Annotated in this window: 14 protein-coding genes; 2 read left to right on the top strand and 12 right to left on the bottom strand. The window is 37.3% G+C overall.

Translation table 11 applies throughout. The features are described 5' to 3' along the window. Nucleotides 1-124: 124 nt before the first annotated feature. Entirely contained in the window at nt 125-631 is a 507-nt protein-coding gene (locus I589_RS17075; protein WP_010766941.1) for a VanZ family protein, read from the bottom strand. 111 nt (nt 632-742) lie between these two features. Between I589_RS17075 and I589_RS17070 the strand changes: the two genes are divergently transcribed. Together I589_RS17070 and I589_RS17065 are read left to right on the top strand one after the other, a co-directional pair. Then, nucleotides 743-2,554 (top strand): M3 family oligoendopeptidase, encoded by a 1,812-nt coding sequence (locus I589_RS17070; RefSeq protein ID WP_010766940.1) that lies wholly within the window; start codon nt 743-745, stop codon nt 2,552-2,554. 364 nt (nt 2,555-2,918) lie between these two features. Continuing rightward, a complete protein-coding gene (locus tag I589_RS17065) occupies nt 2,919-3,227 on the top strand; it encodes a hypothetical protein (protein ID WP_010766939.1) in 309 nt (102 codons plus the stop codon). Nucleotides 3,228-3,918: 691 nt separating this feature from the next. Here the strand turns inward: I589_RS17065 and I589_RS17060 are convergent. The 11 genes from I589_RS17060 to I589_RS17010 all read right to left on the bottom strand — a co-directional run bounded on the left by I589_RS17060 (nt 3,919) and on the right by I589_RS17010 (nt 18,347). Beyond that, nucleotides 3,919-5,244 carry a peptidoglycan DD-metalloendopeptidase family protein gene (locus I589_RS17060; protein ID WP_010766938.1) on the bottom strand — a complete coding sequence of 442 codons (1,326 nt, stop codon included), beginning with the start codon at nt 5,242-5,244 and terminating at the stop codon, nt 3,919-3,921. 474 nt (nt 5,245-5,718) lie between these two features. Beyond that, nucleotides 5,719-7,029, bottom strand: a complete 1,311-nt coding sequence (locus I589_RS17055) for a C40 family peptidase (protein WP_010766937.1) — start codon at nt 7,027-7,029, stop codon at nt 5,719-5,721. A gap of 221 nt (nt 7,030-7,250) precedes the next feature. Further along, on the bottom strand, nt 7,251-7,760 hold the full coding sequence (gene mreD, locus I589_RS17050; protein ID WP_010766936.1) for a rod shape-determining protein MreD: 510 nt from the start codon (nt 7,758-7,760) through the stop codon (nt 7,251-7,253). Nucleotides 7,761-7,764: 4 nt separating this feature from the next. Further along, entirely contained in the window at nt 7,765-8,622 is an 858-nt protein-coding gene (gene mreC / locus I589_RS17045; protein ID WP_010766935.1) for a rod shape-determining protein MreC, read from the bottom strand. A 208-nt stretch (nt 8,623-8,830) separates the two neighbouring features. Then, on the bottom strand, nt 8,831-10,105 hold the full coding sequence (icd, locus tag I589_RS17040) for an NADP-dependent isocitrate dehydrogenase (RefSeq protein ID WP_010766934.1): 1,275 nt from the start codon (nt 10,103-10,105) through the stop codon (nt 8,831-8,833). After that, on the bottom strand, nt 10,089-12,812 hold the full coding sequence (gene acnA, locus I589_RS17035) for an aconitate hydratase AcnA (protein WP_010766933.1): 2,724 nt from the start codon (nt 12,810-12,812) through the stop codon (nt 10,089-10,091). Before acnA ends, icd begins: the two co-directional genes overlap by 17 nt. A 443-nt stretch (nt 12,813-13,255) precedes the next feature. Next, nucleotides 13,256-13,894, bottom strand: a complete 639-nt coding sequence (locus tag I589_RS17030; RefSeq protein WP_010766932.1) for a thiamine diphosphokinase — start codon at nt 13,892-13,894, stop codon at nt 13,256-13,258. Nucleotide 13,895: 1 nt separating this feature from the next. Continuing rightward, complete coding sequence (gene rpe / locus I589_RS17025) at nt 13,896-14,546, bottom strand: ribulose-phosphate 3-epimerase (RefSeq protein ID WP_010766931.1); 651 nt, start codon at nt 14,544-14,546, stop codon at nt 13,896-13,898. A 12-nt stretch (nt 14,547-14,558) separates the two neighbouring features. Next, nucleotides 14,559-15,446 (bottom strand): ribosome small subunit-dependent GTPase A, encoded by an 888-nt coding sequence (rsgA, locus tag I589_RS17020; protein ID WP_010766930.1) that lies wholly within the window; start codon nt 15,444-15,446, stop codon nt 14,559-14,561. Nucleotides 15,447-15,597: 151 nt separating this feature from the next. Further along, nucleotides 15,598-17,610 carry a Stk1 family PASTA domain-containing Ser/Thr kinase gene (gene pknB, locus I589_RS17015; protein ID WP_010766929.1) on the bottom strand — a complete coding sequence of 671 codons (2,013 nt, stop codon included), beginning with the start codon at nt 17,608-17,610 and terminating at the stop codon, nt 15,598-15,600. Beyond that, nucleotides 17,586-18,347: a Stp1/IreP family PP2C-type Ser/Thr phosphatase gene (locus I589_RS17010; RefSeq protein ID WP_010766928.1), complete on the bottom strand. Its 762-nt coding sequence runs from the start codon at nt 18,345-18,347 to the stop codon at nt 17,586-17,588. The genes pknB and I589_RS17010 overlap by 25 nt, the downstream gene beginning before the upstream one ends. Nucleotides 18,348-18,349: the final 2 nt, after the last annotated feature.

Genomic DNA, 18,349 nt, shown 5'->3' with positions numbered 1-18,349 from the left:
TACTCATCTGTAAACCAAAAATCATTCTATAAAACTTCATAGAAAAAGAAAGAACCGCTCGGTAGCCTGCTCTTTCATTATACATGCTTATTGAATTTTTACCAAAGTTTAAAATGGACAACGTTTATCTCTTTTTGCGCCAAGTATGAATAATTACGCATAAAACAACGGCCGTAAGCGCCCCACAAGAATCAAGTGCAACATCTTGAAACAAGGGGGTTCGTCCACCTGTTAGCATTTGATGAAACTCATCCAATCCCGCATAACCAGTCGCACAAAGCCACGCAAGAACTGCTGGAAGCCATCGGACTTTCAATCGTGGATATAGTCCCAAAAATAGGCTTCCTCCCATAATAAAATATGTTCCAAAATGAGCCCCTTTTCGAACAAAGAATTCCACAAATTTGAAATATCCGCGTGCTTTCACACTCACTTCATCTCCTGCATAGACAAACGAAATCGTTTCAAAAAATTCTTTAAATGGCTGATTTTTCAAAACTTTTTCTAATAACGAAATCTGGGATTGCTGCTCATAGGTTTGAGAAGAGCTATAAAAGAGAATCACCATGACGACAAAGGCAATACCTAAATAAAAGTTTCCATTCTTCATTTGTTTTTTTATTGTTTTCATCATACACCTCCACTCTATATTACCAATTTTTCAAAAAAGAACAATCATTTCTCGAATTTTATTGCTATACTATAGACTGGTAGTAAATAAACTTTTGAAGGGAGTATGTTTATGTCTTATTCTTTAATTTGGGATTTAGAATCTATTTTTTCAGGAGGTAGTGAATCCACCGATTTAAAACAACGGCTGGAAACTCTTGAAGAACAAATCAAGCACCATCACGAAAAGGTAACTACATGGGAAGCTAACAATGACTCTGATTACCAAGGTTTATTAGAAATCATCCAATTAGCTGAATCTATTTCAGAGGGATTCTCACAATGTGGGAGCTTTATTACAGCATTAACCTCTGCAAACGTAAACGATACAAAAGCAAAAATTCTATATGGTGATTTAACAAGTTTATCGCCTGAGTTCCAATTATCTCAAACGATTTTTTCAAAAAAATTAACTGCTATTTCTGATGCCGAATGGGCTAAATTAATTGCAGTCGACAGCTTATCTCCACTTGCTTTTCGTCTAAGCGAAATTCGCCGAGATGGAAACGAACTACTTTCAGAAACAGAAGAAAATATCATCAACACGCTTTCTCTTGACGGATTAAATGCATGGAGCGAACATTATGATACTATTGTTGCCTCAATTACCATACCTTTTACTGGTAAAGATGGAGAAACCGTCTCTCTTTCAGCTGGTCAAGCGTTTAATAAAATGATGGGAGATCCAGACGCAAACGTTCGAAAAGAGCTTTTTGAAAAATGGGAAGCTGCATGGTCAGAAAAAGCACCTGTTTTTGCGGACACCTTGAACCATTTGGATGGCTTCCGCCTTGCCACTTATAAACTGCATGGAGTAACAGATTATTTAAAACAGCCGCTAGAGTACAACCGTCTGAAAAAAGAAACTTTAGATGTTATGTGGGATACCATCCAACAAAACAAACAGCCAATCATTGACTTTTTAACAAGAAAAGCTCAATTATTTGGGAAAGAAAAAATGGAGTGGCAGGATCAGGATGCGCCAATTATTCTTGGCGATTTAAAAGAAAAAACCTATACATTCGACCAAGCAGCCGAATTTATTATTGAAAACTTTGGGAAGTTCAGCCCAAAAATGGCAACATTTGCTAAAAAAGCCTTTGATAACAGCTGGATTGAAGCAGAAGACCGTCCTGGAAAACGCCCTGGCGGGTATTGTACAGGCTTACCTGAATCACAAGAATCACGTATTTTTATGACTTATAGTAATTCTGTAAATGAAGTCGCAACACTTGCCCACGAGTTAGGTCATGCATTCCATAGTGAGGTTATGTGGGATCTTCCTGAGCTTAATCGTGATTATGCTATGAACGTTGCAGAGACTGCTAGTACCTTTGCTGAATTAATTGTAGCCGATGCAACATTAAAAGAAGCTCAAACGAAAGAAGAAAAAATCAATCTTCTAGATACAAAAATGCAAAATGCAATTGCTATGTTTATGAACATTCATGCACGATTTATTTTTGAGAATAGTTTCTATCAAGCACGTCAAAAAGGACTTGTATCTGAAGCGAAAATTACAGAGTTAATGGTTGCTGCTCAAAAAGAGAGCTATCAAGATAGCTTAGCTAGCTACCATCCACATTTCTGGGCGGCAAAACTACACTTCTTTATTGATGACGTTCCTTTCTACAACTTCCCTTATACCTTTGGCTATCTATTTAGTATGGGTATCTACGCTTATGCAAATCAACAAGGTGAAGGCTTTGAAGATCAATATATCGCTTTATTAAGAGATACTGCTTCTATGACGACAGAAGAACTTGCAGAGAAACACTTAAATGTTGATTTAACAAAACCAGACTTCTGGCAAGCAGGAATCGACAGAGTCTTAAGTGATGTCACTGAATTCTTAGAATTAACTGAAGAATATGTAAACAAGTAGACAAAAAAGACTTTCTCTCCCCTATACTGGACACGTAAATAGATAGCCAGTATAGGGAGTTTTTTTACAATAATTGAAGGCGATAAAGGTGAAACAGAACTAAATAAGTTATACCCCTCCTCGTAAAATCTTAATCAAGGTTCGGACGAGAAGGAACTTTTTCTTATTTCTTGTAGCTGAACACTTCTGTCCCAACCTTTTTGTCTCATCTTCAAAAGATAGACGTGCTCGTCAATTTCAGCATTCTCCCTCAAAAATATAATTTATTTGTGCTTTATTACTCAAGTAAGTTCATTAGTAATAGAAAGTAAAAAACTGATTGTATGAAAATAGATAAACAAAAAAAGGAGTTCACAGTAAAAGCATGATGAACAATAATAAGGTCATAACCCTATGCGGCTCAAGAAAGTTTTCTAAACAATTCAAAGAAGTAGAGATAGAGTTAGCTCGAAAAGGATTCACAGTCTTACGTCCAATTTTTGGAGACGACTTAGAAATTACAAAAGAAGAAGCATTGCTTTTTGGCAAAGCTCATTTCAGAAAAATTGAACTAGCTGATGAACTATTCATCATTGATGTAGATAGATATATCGGAGAAAGTACACTAAAAGAAATAGATTTTGCAAAATCACTTGGTAAAAATATCAGCTATTATTCCGAACAATTTATATGATTGTTTGCTACATCAAATTGGACCTCTCTTCTCCTTAAAAAGCCTCGTAAACTATTTTTATGGTCTTACAATTATAAACCTACTTATTTATAATTAGCTCAACAAATCCATCAATAGGTAAACCACCTATGCTTCAATTCCATCAAGATAATTTTGAACAGTTAAATTAAGAAGCAGACTTCTTATCTCTATCATTAGAAGAGAAAATTTCTACGCTCTGCTCCTCCCCTCTTCTGGTCTATTTGCTTTAATACTATAAAAGAATCTCCCTGTTGAAAAACTATCAGCTGAACATCAGTCATGATTGAATACTCTATAGTAGATTTAAACGCATCTCATACCAACTGACTAAACTTAGTCTCCTTCTTTCCCAATTGATTCTCCCCAATTAATTAACAATGGATACAAATATCAGAACTATTTTCTATATTTCAAAAAGAAAATCCGTAAAAAAAAGCTTACTTAATTTTTTGATTATTTAAACAAATGTAAACATTGAAAAACCTATGTCCAAAAGCTTCATCGTCTATATTGTCGATGAATAACTTATACAGCCATTTTACACTCCCATCACTTGAAAAGACGCCCTTTAACTCAGCCCATCAGTCCTAATTGACAAAGAGCCAAAAAAACAACAGCTGAATTTCATACAAAATTCAGCCGCTGTTATCACTTATTTCTTATTTTTTAATTATAATCCTAGTAAAGGTGCTGGATTAACAAATCCTGACCATAAACCAGTTGAAACACCGAAATGTAGATGAACACCCGTTGAGTTTCCAGTTGTTCCCATTCCACCTACAACTGTTCCTGCACTTACTTCTTGTCCATTAGCGACATTGAAACTGCTTAGGTGCATGTAATATGAGTAGTATCCATCAGCATGTTGAATGATTACATGGTTTCCTGCTGACCAATGGAAACCAGCTTCTACAACTGTTCCACCTTTAGAAGCATAAACAGGTGTACCTGATGCTCCAGCAAAGTCAACCCCGTCATGGAATGAACCAGAATTACCTGTAGGATCTACTCGACTACCAAATGGGCTTGTAATGACTAATGATGACAACGGTGACTGCCATCCGCCTCCTGTTGATACTGGTGGTGCAGGTGTCCCTTGATCTACGGTAGTATTTGTATCTTCTGTAGTGTTTCCATTTCCTGAAGTTGTATCATTGGTTGTTTCTGTTGTTTGTTGCTCTTCAGCTTGTACTTGCTCTTGCGTATTTTGTGCTTCTTGCGCTTGTTTTTCTTGAGCCTTAGCTGCCGCTTCTTCAGCAGTCTTACGTGCCGCTTCTTCTTTTGCCTTTTGTTCAGCTAATGCTTTTAACTCCGCTTCACGTTTTTTCTCAGCTTCTGCTTTTTGTGTTTCAAATTTTTTCTTTTCACCTTGTTCAGTAGCTAGTGAAGCAGAAAGTTCATTAATTTGGACTTCTTGATCCAATTTTGCAGTAACTAAATCTTCTTGTTTTTGTTTTAATTCAGCCGTTTTATCTGTAATCACAACTAGGCGCTCTTCAGATTCTTTTTGCAGCACTTCTAGTTTTTCTTTATCTTTTGTTTGCTCTTGCATAATATCGTTGTTTGCTTTAATCAGCGTATTCACCGCAATTGCTTTTTCAATAGCTTCATTTACAGATTTTGATTCAACAACAATATCAATAATCGAACTTGCACCCTGATTTGTTTGTACATCACGTGCTTGATTTTGAATTTGCTCGTCTCTTTTATCGATGACTACTTTTAAATCTTCGATCTCTTTATTTAAATCTGTAAGCTTTTGTTCTTCTTCGTTTTTCTCTTTAAGAACGGCATAGACTTCGCTTTCAATTTTAGCAACATTTTCTTCAATTGCTGTTAATTGCGCTTGCGCCGCATTTTGATTATTCTGGATTGTCTCAATCTTTGCATTTTGTTCGTTGATCTTATCGTCCAGCTCATCTGCACTTGCAGCAAGTGGTCCACCAAGAATAGCTAAAAGAATGCTAAACGTCGCGACTCTCTTTAATTTAATCATGATTATCCTCACTTTTGTAGTAATAGAATTAACATGTTTAAGTTTAGTCAAATAATGTGTGTTTTTTGTGAAGATTCGGTATTTTGTATGAAGGAAGTCCATTTTTAATCTAACTGAAATATAATGCAAAGTTTTGTTACAGGAAAATGACAATATAGAATTACTCTATTTAACAATCCACTCACCTATAATTATTTTCTACAAGAGGTCTGATAGAAGTGTTTCGCTCCTAGAACCAAGAAACTGCCCATTATCGGAAGTTTTATTTTCGCTGATGTACAGGAGCTAACAGAACTGGAATAAACAGATTCTCTTTTAAGTTTTGAATTCAACTTCATTCATCCAGTTTGACAAGATTTTTTTACTATTATTTCACCCCAGACAGGTATCAGCAAACGTCTTATCCTAATACCAAAGTTTATAGAACAAAAAAATACCGATACGAAATCGTATCGGTATTGAGTCTGTCTTAAATTACATACGAACTGCAAAGTCTGGTGCATACCATTGATAAGAACCAATTTTTACACTTTCACCTGGTTGCGGAGCATGAATATATTGTCCGCCACCTAGAGCAATCGCTACGTGATGTGTTCCTCCTGGTGAACCCCAGAACAATAAGTCTCCTGCTTGAGCTTCATTGATTCCAATTTTCGCTCCTGCTGATTCTTGAGGAACTGTCCATCCGCCAATTTCACGTCCAGTTGCTTGTCTATAAACATAGCTTGTAAATCCTGAACAGTCAAATCCGCTTGGATCTTTTCCACCCCATACATAAGGTGTACCAATATATTTATATGCTTCTGCAACTACTGAAGAACCATTCCCAGACGGCGCTGGTGTTGGCGTTACTGGTTTTTCCTCGGCCGGTGTAGTATCAGGTGTTGTATTCGGCGTTGTGTTTGATGTTGTATTTGAATTCGCAGCTGGCGTTTCTGGTACTTTAGCTGGTTCATCATTATTTACTACATTTTGTGTATTGCCAGAAGTTTGTGTTTCTGTTACAGGAGTAACTGCTTGTTCAGCTTCTGCTTTTTCTTTTTCTGCTGCAGCCGCTGCTTTCACTTCTTCAGCTTTTTTAGCTTCTGCTTGAACACGAGCTTGTTCAGCAATTGCTGCCTCTTTTTGTTTGTTTAAATCAGATTTTTTACCTTCTGCTGTTGCTTGTTCAGCAGCTAAAGTAGTTGTCAATACATTTAGATCTGCTTGTTTTTCAGTAAGCACACCTTTTTGATTTTCCAACTCTGCTTGGTTTGCAGCAATTTCTTCTAATTGTTTTTTATTTTCAGCTTCTTTTGCTTCAACATCTGCTTTATCTTGTTTTTGTTGTTCAACTAAATCATTGTTTGCTTGAACGATTGTGTTCATCGCTTGTACACGTCCAATTGCATCAGTAAATGAATCAGCATTTAAAACAGCATCGATGAAGTTTGAACTTCCACCATTGACTTGTACGTCACGTGCTTGATCAGTGATAGCTTCTTCACGTTTTTCAATTCGTTCTTGTAAGTTCTTGATTTCTGTTTTTAGTTCATCAGATTTTGTATATAGTTCTTTTTGTTTTGCTAATAAGTCTTCAGCTTTTCCGTTGATTGTGTCAACTTCAGCTTGTAAAGAACTAATTTGTGCTTGTACATCTGCTTGCTGACCTTGTAGTTCTGAAATTTTTTGGTTCTGTTGAGCAATTTGATCATCCAGATTATCTGCTGTGGCCACTAATGGGCTTGCTAATGTAGTAAGTGTTAAAGAACAAATCATTACTGTTGATAATAAACTCTTTTTCAATGTTTCATTCCTCCGACTGGTTTCTTTTATTATTTATAAAAATCTAAAATTGTTTAAGACTTTCTTAACGACAATAAGATAATACCATAGCAGTATTTCAGACAGATAATAGTAACATTACAAAAATATTTCATTTGGTGTTTTTAATTAGACAATTAGAATTTCCCTTGAAAAATCCTTGCTATATTCACATTTATCAGCTAGTTGAGAAAAAAAAGAAACTACTCAATGACGAATAGTTTCTTGAATGGGACAATAAACAATACAAAAACACCCATATTTAAAAGTAAAGTTGGTCCCAAGTACTGAGCAATAAATACACTTCCATCAATAATGGCCAATTTAAAAACAAACTGAATAGCTAATGAGATGATTTCAAAACTGGTAATAAAGATAATATAGCCAAAAAAGATAGTAAAGACATTCATATTGATCGTTTTGGATAATCCATACATGCATAAAACAGTAATTGGCAAGGCAACCGCAGAAATTCCTATTACACCAATATAATAGCTGTCATAAAGAAGCCCAATAACGATGGTTGTAATAATCATAAATCTTTTAGGTAATACGATACATCCGCATAAGACTGCTAAAAGAAGAAGGTGTACATTTGCCAAATAGCCACCATTTGACCAAATCCCTACTGATCGTGTCAATTGTCCATCAATCAGCATTAATAAAAAGAAAACAATAGGCGCATAATATTTAACGTATTCTTTTCGCAACATGGTCCTATCCTTCCCCTGCTAAACGCTTGATAATTGTTACAACGGAAATATCATACATTTCAGCATATGGCTTAACAAATACTTGTCGATCCAAGCCAAAGCTATCTGGTTCAACCTTGACAACCGTTCCAATCTGTAAATCTGCTGGAGAGTTCCCACCTAAACCAGATGTTTGCACAACATCGCCTTCTTTAATTTTTGTGTTTCCTGTTAGCTGTGTCACAATGAGTGTTTGCGTCTTTTCATCAAAAGTACGTAATAGACCGTACGCATCGCCTTCTTTCGAGCTCACCTTCACTGGAAAATGATTTGAATTTTCATTTCCAGAAGTCAGCAATTCAATTTTTGAAGAACTAAGATTCACTTCAATAACGCGACCAATCAATCCGTTGTTTGACATCACCGCCATATTCACTTCAACGCCATCAGATGATCCTTTGTCAACAATCAATGTATCCTGCCAGCTGTCTGGCGAACGAGTAACCACATTTGCTGTCACTTTTTCATAGCTTGTTAATGTTTGGTTCAAAGACAGTTCCTCTTTCAGCGCAGAAATTTCTTTTTCGTTATTCTTATTTTTTTGAGCAACTGCATCATAATCGTCTAGTTTTTCTTTCAAACGTTCATTCTCACTATACGTATTAAATAAATTATCAATGGAACTTACACTATTTTTGATAAAATGACCTGGTGTAGAAACGACCTTGTCAACAAACGCTACTGAATCATTTATAATTGCTTGGAAAAGATTAGATTTTCCGTCATTTGCCCGTTTTGCAGCAGTAATACTGATAATTGTTACCACTACAATAACGATGATTAATGTGATAATTATATTTTTATTGGGGTTGAATTTCTTCACAAGAGCACCTCGAATTATTTAAACTGATAACCATCATTCTACCACTAATTTTCCTCAAACAAAAGAAAAGTAAGAGTTCTTAAGTATTTTTTTAGTAAATTGGGGATAGAAAAATTAAAGACGACAACTGCGTATATTATTTAACAATTGTCATCTTTTTTTCTATTTGATTTTTATCCTCTGTCGAATTCTTTTTGCTACTCTTTATCTATTTTCCTATTTTTTGTATGATGCGATCTGCAAACTCTGAACACTTTACTTCTGTGGCATTCTCCATCAGTCGAGCAAAGTCATAGGTCACTTCTTTTTGTTCAATCGTCTGCTCCAATGCTTTCACAATTTTTTCTGCTGCTTCTTTCCATCCTATATGTTCAAGCATTAATGTACCCGAAAGGATTACAGAAGAAGGATTCACTTTATCTAAACCGGCATATTTTGGCGCAGTTCCATGTGTTGCTTCAAAAATGGCATGACCTGTTTGATAATTTATATTTGCTCCTGGAGCAATACCAATTCCTCCAACCTGTGCAGCAAGTGCATCTGAAATATAATCTCCGTTAAGATTCATTGTCGCCACCACATCAAATTCTGCCGGACGCGTTAAGATTTGCTGCAAAAATATATCGGCAATTGAATCTTTAATAATAACTTTTCCCGAAGATTCAGCATCCTTTTGTGCTTGATTTGCTGCTTCAATTCCCTGGTTTTCTTTAATCTCATCATATTGATTCCAGGTAAACACAGCATCTGCATATTCACGTTCAGCAAGCTCGTAACCCCAATTTTTGAAAGCCCCTTCTGTATACTTCATAATATTTCCTTTATGAACAAACGTAACCGACTTTCTCTTGTGCTCAATTGCATAGTCAATTGCTGAACGAATCAATCTTTCTGATCCTTCTTTAGAAACTGGTTTAACCCCTATTCCACTAGTTTTTGGAAAACGAATGCTGGTAACACCTAATTCCGTTTGTAAAAAAGAAATCAGTTTTTTAGCTTCCACCGAGCCTTCCGGAAATTCAATCCCTGCATAAATATCTTCAGTATTTTCTCTGAAAATGACCATCTCGACTTGTTCTGGATGCTTCACTGGTGAAGGAACTCCTGCAAAGTGGCGGACAGGTCTCAGACAAACATATAAATCTAATTCTTGACGCAAAGCGACATTTAATGACCTCATCCCTCCGCCAATCGGGGTTGTCAAAGGACCTTTAATCCCAATTAAGTACTCATCAATTGTCTCAACAGTTTCTCTAGGGAGCCATTCCCCTGTTTGTTCAAATGCTTTTTCACCTGCTAAAACTTCTAACCATTGAATTTTTCTTGTTCCTTGGTAAGATGCCTCAACGGCCGCATCAAACACACGCACCGCAGCTTTCCAAATATCCGGACCAATTCCATCGCCAATAATATATGGAATAACTGGCTGATTTGGTGTGTGAATACCGGTTTGCGTCATCGTAATTTTATTTATTTGGCTCATCTAGTTCTCCTCCATCTGATTGTGTCTTTTTGCGAATGACCATGGGCAGTATTCCTTGATGCCGATAGTAGCGGATATCTGCTTGTGCATCAAAACGAACCTTCACTTGAAATTCGTTTTGTTCTCCAGTCAATTTTTCTGCTGTTACTTTGACAATCTCACCAATCCCTGTTTCCGGTGTTAAGTGAATAGTAAATAGTTCTGTCCCGTCAAGCCCAAGTGTTTCCGCAGTTTCTCCCTCCATATATTGAAGTGGCAGCACCCCCATCATCACTAAATTGGATCGATGAATTCGTTCAAAACTTTCTGCTATTACTGCTTTAACCCCTAGTAAACTAGTTCCTTTTGCCGCCCAATCACGAGAAGAGCCCATCCCATAGTCTTTTCCTGCTAAAACAATGAGCTCTTTTCTAAGCTGTTTATAGTTCATTGCAGCCTCGTAAATTGAGAGAACCTCTCCTGTTGGGAAATAGGTGGTATAACTACCTTCAGTGCTTGGTGCTAACTGATTTCGAATCCGTATATTTCCAAAGGTTCCCCTCATCATCACTTCATGGTTTCCTCTTCTTGAGCCAAAGGAGTTAAACTCTTTTGGTGAAACTCCCTGTTCAATCAAATACTTACCGGCAGCAGAACGTATCGCAATAGCACCAGCAGGCGAAATGTGATCTGTCGTCACAGAGTCGCCAAATTTGGCAAGTGTTGTTAATCTCTGTAACGTTTTAATTTCTATTGGCTCTGGAGACATTCCTTCAAAATAAGGTGGATTGGCAATATAGGTGGATTGTGCATCCCAGTTGTACAGTGCTTCTTTGGTTGTAGGAATTTCATTCCAATCTTCGTTTGCACGAAAGACTTCAGAATAATACTTTTGAAACAAATTCGGTGTCACATATGTTTCCACATACTGCTGTATTTCCTTCTTTTCAGGCCAAATATCTGATAAGTAAACGGAGACACCTTTTCTCGTTGTTCCAATCGCTTCTACCGTTAAATCTCTCGTAACAGTTCCCGCAAGTGCATACGCTACCACTAGTGGAGGAGAGGCAAGATAATTTGCCTTCACTAATGGATGAATTCGACCTTCAAAATTACGATTGCCACTTAAAACAGAAGCAACAAGCAGATTCGTTTCTTGGATTTGTTCGGCTATTTCAGACACTAGCGGACCAGAGTTCCCAATACAGGTTGTACAGCCGTACCCGACAACTGAGAATCCTAGCGCTTCTAAATAAGGCATTAACCCTGACTCTTCCAAGTAGCCCGTCACAACCTTAGAGCCCGGAGCTAATGATGTTTTTACTGTGGGCGAAACACGTAATCCTTTTTCCACCGCTTTTTTTGCTAAAAGACCTGCTGCAAGCATTACATAAGGGTTTGATGTATTCGTACAACTCGTAATTGCTGCAATAGCCAGATCTCCTGTAGCAAGTGTCCATTTTTCTTTATCAATAATCACTGTCGTTTGCTTTGACAGCTCTTTTTTATCTAGTCCAAACCCTTTGTTTCCTTCGGGAGCTGTCACTGAGTCTGAAAATCGATCCGCCATCTCTTCCAAAGGAATTAAATCTTGTGGACGCTTAGGACCAGATAAATTCGTTGAAATAGCACTTAAATCTAGATTAATGACTTTCGTATAAGTAGGTTCATTGGTTTCATCATAGAAAAGTGCATTTGCTTTAGCATATGCCTTTGTAAGGGACACTTGATTTGCTGTTCTACCCGTTAAGCTCATGTAGTTGAGGGTTTCTTCATCAATGGGAAAAAAACCACAAGTCGCTCCATATTCAGGTGCCATATTGGCAATCGTCGCACGATCTGCAAGACTCAAAGAATTTAATCCAGGTCCAAAGAACTCGACAAACTTGCCGACAACGTTTTCTTCACGCAGCAACTGAGTAACGCTCAAAGCAACATCTGTCGCTGTAGCGCCTAACTGCATTGCGCCAATTAGTCTTACACCAATCACTTCTGGAATTGGAAAATAGGAAGGCTCTCCAAGCATTCCCGCTTCTGCTTCAATTCCACCCACTCCCCAGCCAAGAACACCGATACCGTTAATCATTGTTGTATGAGAATCAGTTCCGACTAGACTATCTGGAAACAATTCAATTCCTTCTCCTGTTTGTTTTGTTACAACAACATCTGACAAGAATTCAATATTTACTTGATGAATAATTCCTGTTGCAGGTGGAACGACCCGGTAATTATCAAATGAATTTTGTGCCCATTTTAAAAATTCGTATCGCTCATAGTTTCGTTCAAATTCTACTTTTGCATTGGCAGCTAACGCCTGAGGATTTCCAAAATAATCTACTTGAACGGAATGATCCACAACTAAATCCACCGGAATTTCCGGGTTAATTTGGTCTGGTTTTCCGCCAAGCTTCACAATAGCCTCGCGCATTGCAGCCAAGTCAACAATTGCTGGCACTCCTGTAAAATCCTGTAATACCACACGTGTAGGTTTAAAGGGAATCTCTCCATCAAGCTTCTTGTCTCCCCATTGTGAAAGTGTCTGAATGGTCTGTTCAGTAATATCTCTTCCATCTTCTTGTCGAATCAGTGATTCTAATAAAATACGAATCGTATAAGGAAGAGTTTTCAGATTGGTTCCAAAAAAATCAGTCACTTTTTTCACTTCATAATAAGTATACGCAGTTCCTTCAAAAGTTAATGTTTGTTTGGCAATTTTTTTACTATTCATTTCTTCACTCCTTACCAAGCTATTTCATAAGAATTAGTATACCTATTTTATTTCTCATTGTAAATTCATTTTAAATTAATTTTTATCATTTAATTCTAATCTAACATCATTGTGTTATCCACAATCTTGTGTATAATTTCCTGTTTTTCTTTAGAAATACTTATCCACATGTGCAAGCTTTTTTTACCCGTTCTTAGTTATCCACAAGAAGGTGGGACATAACTAATTAAGTTATTCCACACCTTTGTAAAATCTTAATAAACGGCGGGAACAGAAGCAGCTCCTTCGAAAATAAGCTGAACACTTCTGTTCCGACCTCCATTTGCTGATTTTTAAGCAGCAAAAAAACACCACCGTCACCTATCAATTTTCATGAATGTAACGGCAGTGCTGCTATCAGTTTAATTATGGGCAAGCTCACATCAGTATACCCTTTTTTCTTATTAATCTTTACTTTGGATTACCGCAATGATCCCCTTCCCAAATGAAAAACTAGCAGTCTCTGTAACAAACTCATTACTTGCATAAGAATAAGGATAAGAAACAGCCACATTTTCCAGCAAATATTTACTTTCAAACAAAGAAAGGTTTTCCACAGGTGTTAAACAACAATACGCAAGATACTTCATCTGCGGCTCTTTGTAGATTCGATAATTTCCTGGAGAATAGAATCGTACATTATTTTGTCTATCCTTCAGTACAAATCGCGACAAGAATGGGAAAAATCGCGGCTCTAGTCCTAGCCAGAGATTCGATAACAAGTGGTCTAAGCGTCCACCTGTAGCTCCAATTAATGTAACATTCCCTTCTGGAAATGTCCGAAACACATGTTGTAAAGCGAGCTGCGTGTCCGTGTCATCTTTCTCGGGCTGTGATTCTATCACTTCTTTTGCTTGTTCAAGGACAGATATCTTTTCTTTTCTTGCTAAAGAATCAAAATCACCAATGGCTATATCTAAAGGAAATCCTCTTTCTAAAAGAAAAAGACCTCCTCTATCTACACCTACAAAAATATCAAACTCAGAAGGAAGGATTTCCGGCCACGTTTGCGGATTCGCTCCGGCTACAACTAAAATATTCATCTTATCGTAACGCCTCTTTTAATAAATCAATTCGTTGGGTTGGATCTTCTGCAGAATAAATGTAAGAACCTGCTACGAATACATCTGCTCCAGCAGCTTTACATTTTTCAGCGGTCTCAGGTACAATTCCACCATCTACCTCAATTTCATATTTATAGCCATTTTCTTTTCGAATAGCAGAAAGCTCAGCAATCTTTCCAACACATTCCTCAATAAAGCTCTGACCTCCAAAGCCAGGATTTACTGTCATCACTAAGACCTGGTCCACCATTGAAAGGACATGCTCAATCGATGCTACAGGTGTTCCAGGATTAATAACCACTCCAGACTTCACTCCATGAGCTTGAATCATTTGAATTGCACGATGTATATGAGGTGTGGCCTCTACATGAACCATAATGATATCGGAGCCTGCTTTTGCAAAATCATCAATGAAATTTTCTGGATTTGCAATCATTAAATGCACATCTAATGGTAATTTTGTTACTGGACGTAATGCGGCTACAACTCCTGCTCCAATAGTTATGTTCGGCACAAATTGACCGTCCATAACATCCACATGAATATAGTCTACCCCTGCTTTTTCAACTAATTGAACATCTCTTTGTAAATTTGCAAAATCTGCGCTTAAAATGGATGGTGCAATCTTCATTCTTGTTACCTCCTATTTTTTCTTTTTATAAACAGGTCGTTTATTTTCTATTTCCTGTAAAAATTGTTTATAGTTTTCATATCTTGTTTGTGCAATTTCCTTTGTTTCTACTCGTCTTTTTACCTCACAAGAAGGCTCCTTATCATGCTTACACTCACGAAACTTACAAAATGGAGCAGCTTTTACAAATTCAGGAAATTCCTTAGGTAAATCAACCGCTTGAATTTCTAAAAACTCAATGGCACTAAATCCAGGTGTGTCAGCAACTAAACCATCATAAATAGGAAGTAGCTCAACATGCCGGGTTGTATGCTTTCCTCGTCCCAGCGCTTCTGATATTTCAGCAGTCTCTAGTGCTAAATGCGGGGCAAGCCGATTAAGCAATGTTGATTTTCCTGCACCAGATTGTCCCATAAAAACCGTTACTCTTTCAGGAAATTGTCGTTCTAGCTCGGTAACTTCTTGTTCCTTTTTTGGAATGATGACCGTATAGCCAATCGCTTCATAGACTTGTTTGACTTCTTTAATTAGCGGATTGGTTGGATCTAAATCTGTCTTGCTTAAATAAATAATGGGTTCAATCCCTTTATTTTCCAGCGTCACTAAAAACCGATCAAGTAGATTATAGGAAAAATCTGGTTCAACTAAACTAGTTACTACAACGCCCTGATCTACATTTGCTACCGGGGGACGCACCAATTCATTTTCACGAGGCATAATTTCCAATAAGTAGCCATCCGTCAAACTACTACTTTCAAAAATGACTTCATCGCCCACTAAGGGAGTGATTTGTCTATTTCGAAAATTTCCTCGAGCACGCGTCTGATAAGTCTCACCGTCTGAATATATATAATAAAATCCGCTTAGTGCTTTTCTAATCTGTCCTTTAATAAATGACACCTCCTAAAGCAATCTCTTTTGTCTTATTTATTCTAACACACTCTTTTTCAAGATGGGAAAAATTCCTGTGTTTGTTTTCCTGTTCAATAAAAAAGAGGAAGAAAATCGGATAGGATTTTCTTCCTCTTCTTACAAACTATAATAATTTTGTTTAAGGTTGATTTGTATCTTCTTTTGAATCAGGAGAATCAGTCGTTTTGTCAGCTTCTTTAGGCTTATTCTTATCTTCTGATGTAGTTTCCTCAGTAGCTGGATCTTTCCCCTTAGAGAAAATAACTTTCACCGTACTGCCCTTTTGAAGCTCTGCCCCACCACTAGGATCAGTCCGAATAACTTGACCAGAACTAACAGTATCACTGTACTCTTCCTGCTCACTAATCGTCATCCCAATTTCATTTAGATAGTCTCTCGCATCTTTTTTTGAGTAACTACTGATATCGTCTAATTTTATTTTCTCACGTTCTTTACTCACATACAAAACAAGAGAAGCCTCACTAGGAACAACCTCTGTTCCACTATAGAAGTTTTGATCAATGACCATATTAGGACTTTCATCAGATTCTTGATACTCTATTTGAATTTGGCTAGTAGAAATCCCTTTGCTTGTTAAATCATCTAACGCATCTTGATAACTTTTTCCAATATAATTTTCTAGCGTAACGGTCTCTTTTCCTCTGCTTACTGTAAATGAAATAGTATCTGATTTAGGATCTACTTCATCATCCTTAGAAGGATTTTGTGTGATAATTTCACCCTCTTCAACACTTTCATCGTAAGTCTGAACAATTTTAATTTGATTTTCAGAAAATCCCAAGCCTTTTAACTCAGCAACCGCATCATCTATTTGTTCCCCTTCATAGTCCTTCAACGAAATTTTTTTCGTTCCAGAACTGATGAATAGAATGATCTCTGTATTACTACCTTCTTTTACATCTGTTCCTGCAGCAGGATCTGTCTTAACAACAAGACCTTCCTCAATTTTATCGTCTGGAATCTTTTCTGTTTCCCTTGCAACTTTTAGATTTTTAGATTCCAGCTCAGCAATGGCTTCTGCTTCTGTCAGGTTCGATACATCTGGAACTGGAATATCTTTACTTCCGCTCGTTGCCCAAAGATAGCCCACACCACCCAACGCCAAAATAAAAATAATGAACAAGGGAATAAGCCAGCGTCGTTTTCTCTTCTTTTTTGGTTCTTCTGGCGCTTCCGCCACCTTATTTTCCGGTTTTTCCTGTGGGACAACAGGTGGCTGTTTTTTCGCCAGCTCTTCTTTCATATCAGGCAATGCTATTGTCTCGTCTAACATGGCAACTGGCTTCCATGCGGGTTCATTTAATCGCTCAGGAGACAATACTGTCGCCAAATCATGACTCATCTCTTCTGCTGTTTTATAGCGATCTGCGGTATCTTTTGCTGTCGCTTTTAGAATGACATTTTCCATTGACTGCGGTGCATTTCTATCATAATTTTTTATAGAGGGTAATTCATTTTGAAAATGCTTTAACGCAATAGTTACAGCAGATTCGCCATCAAAAGGTACATTTCCAGTCATCAACTCATACAAAATAATTCCTAAGGCATAAATATCTGATTGTTTTGTTGCCATGCTTCCTCTTGCTTGCTCGGGAGAAAGATAATGAACAGAGCCCAACATTGTATTCGTTTGTGTAATAGAGGTTTCAGAAAGTGCAATCGCAATCCCGAAATCAGTAATTTTGACTGTACCATTTTCATCCATCAAAATATTTTGAGGCTTTAAGTCTCGATGAATAATTCGATGATCGTGGGCCAATGAAATCGCAGATAGAATCTGCTGCATAATATCAACAACTGTTGCGTAAGGAATCGGGTAATGAGTCTGAATGTATCTCTTCAAATCCATCCCTTTTACATATTCCATTACTAAATACTGCATTCCTTCTTCTTCACCAACATCATACACACTCACAATATTAGTATGAACAAGCTCAGTAGCTGCTAACGCTTCTCTTTGAAACCGGCGAATTGCTGCCGTATCATTTTGAAAGTCAAAACGCAGAACCTTTACTGCAACATCACGATCTAAAATCAAATCATGTGCAAGAAAAACATTTGCCATACCACCGCTGCCAATATTTCCGATAATTTTATATCGGCCGTTTAATTTTCGCCCGATTTCAAGCATGGCCCTTCCTCCTCACACTGAATGATTAATACTGTAATGTTGTCTGCGCCACCTGCAGCATTGGCTTTTTCAATTAATTCGTTGACTTTTTCTTCAAGACTCCCTGTACCATGGACAACGTTGACTATTTCTTCTTCACTCACCATGTTTGTTAGCCCATCTGAACACAACAAAACAAAGTCTTTATCCAACCATTCCTGATTTGTAACATCGACTTCCAAAAGACCGGGCATGCCAACCGAACGTGTTAATACATTTTTACGTGGATGATTTGCCGCCATTTCCTTACTGATTTCGCCAGACTTTACTAGCTCATTCACCAAAGAATGGTCTTCAGTCAGCTGAAGAATTTTTTGATTACGAATTAAGTAAGCGCGGCTATCACCAACATTTGCAATCACAAAATTATGTTCAAATATAGCGACTGCAACAACTGTTGTTCCCATGCCGTTATATTCTGGCATGGACTGCCCCTTCTCATAGATTCGATCATTCTCTAGTTGAAGTTGCTGAATAAACCATTGTGCAGCTTTCTCTTCATCAAGAATTTCTGCCTCTTCCCATGCGTTTCCCAGATCATTTACAGCCATCTGGCTTGCTACATCTCCTGCCAAATGTCCACCCATGCCATCTGCTAAAATTGCTAACTGAATACCATGTTTGTTCTTAAAAAGATTGGTATAATCTTGATTTGAGTTTCTACGTCTTCCAACATCTGATTGAAAATAAATGTTCATTC

It is taken from the genome of Enterococcus phoeniculicola ATCC BAA-412 (genome assembly GCF_000407505.1).
Taxonomy (GTDB): Bacteria; Bacillota; Bacilli; order Lactobacillales; family Enterococcaceae; genus Enterococcus_K; species Enterococcus_K phoeniculicola.
Note: the sequence above shows the minus strand (reverse complement) of the source record. Positions and strands in the feature narration are given on the sequence as shown.

What these genes read in the sequence shown, in the direction of transcription:
- acnA (WP_010766933.1), bottom strand. Translation starts at nt 12,812, where the DNA reads ATGAATAGTAAAAAAATTGCCAAACAAACATTAACTTTTGAAGGAACT.
- mreD (WP_010766936.1), bottom strand. Translation starts at nt 7,760, where the DNA reads ATGTTGCGAAAAGAATACGTTAAATATTATGCGCCTATTGTTTTCTTT.
- rpe (WP_010766931.1), bottom strand. Translation starts at nt 14,546, where the DNA reads ATGAAGATTGCACCATCCATTTTAAGCGCAGATTTTGCAAATTTACAA.
- I589_RS17010 (WP_010766928.1), bottom strand. Translation starts at nt 18,347, where the DNA reads ATGAACATTTATTTTCAATCAGATGTTGGAAGACGTAGAAACTCAAAT.
- I589_RS17065 (WP_010766939.1), top strand. Translation starts at nt 2,919, where the DNA reads ATGATGAACAATAATAAGGTCATAACCCTATGCGGCTCAAGAAAGTTT.
- I589_RS17030 (WP_010766932.1), bottom strand. Translation starts at nt 13,894, where the DNA reads ATGAATATTTTAGTTGTAGCCGGAGCGAATCCGCAAACGTGGCCGGAA.
- I589_RS17070 (WP_010766940.1), top strand. Translation starts at nt 743, where the DNA reads ATGTCTTATTCTTTAATTTGGGATTTAGAATCTATTTTTTCAGGAGGT.
- I589_RS17075 (WP_010766941.1), bottom strand. Translation starts at nt 631, where the DNA reads ATGAAAACAATAAAAAAACAAATGAAGAATGGAAACTTTTATTTAGGT.
- I589_RS17060 (WP_010766938.1), bottom strand. Translation starts at nt 5,244, where the DNA reads ATGATTAAATTAAAGAGAGTCGCGACGTTTAGCATTCTTTTAGCTATT.
- pknB (WP_010766929.1), bottom strand. Translation starts at nt 17,610, where the DNA reads ATGCTTGAAATCGGGCGAAAATTAAACGGCCGATATAAAATTATCGGA.
- icd (WP_010766934.1), bottom strand. Translation starts at nt 10,105, where the DNA reads ATGAGCCAAATAAATAAAATTACGATGACGCAAACCGGTATTCACACA.